The 349-nt window shown below is 63.0% G+C and carries 1 protein-coding gene; it reads left to right on the plus strand.

All coding sequences use genetic code 11. The annotated features are described in order from the left end of the window. On the plus strand, positions 1-349 hold a 349-nt coding region (locus AOK23_RS45910; RefSeq protein ID WP_420823771.1), incomplete at both ends, for a GH12 family glycosyl hydrolase domain-containing protein.

Here is a 349-nt window from a genome sequence, read left to right on the forward strand (position 1 = left end):
CACCCCAACACCGGCGGCATCAAGTCGTACCCCAACTCCAAGAAGGTGATCAACAAGTCGATCACCTCGCTCGGTTCGCTCAACAGCAACTACAACGTCACGGTCCCGTCCTCGGGCGCGTACAACACCTCGTACGACGTCTGGGACACGGACCACGACTACGAGATCATGCTCTGGGTCAACTACAACGGCGCGGTCGGCGCGCTCGGCGACTACCAGGGCAACGTCACGCTCGGCGGCCACAACTGGAACGTCCACAAGGGCCGGGTGTACCGGAGCAACGGCACGTACTGGGACGTCTTCTCGTTCCTGCGGACCGCGGACTCCACCTCCGGCTCGGTCCAGATCC

The sequence above is a fragment of the Streptomyces torulosus genome, assembly GCF_001419765.1.
Taxonomy (GTDB): Bacteria; Actinomycetota; Actinomycetes; order Streptomycetales; family Streptomycetaceae; genus Streptomyces; species Streptomyces torulosus.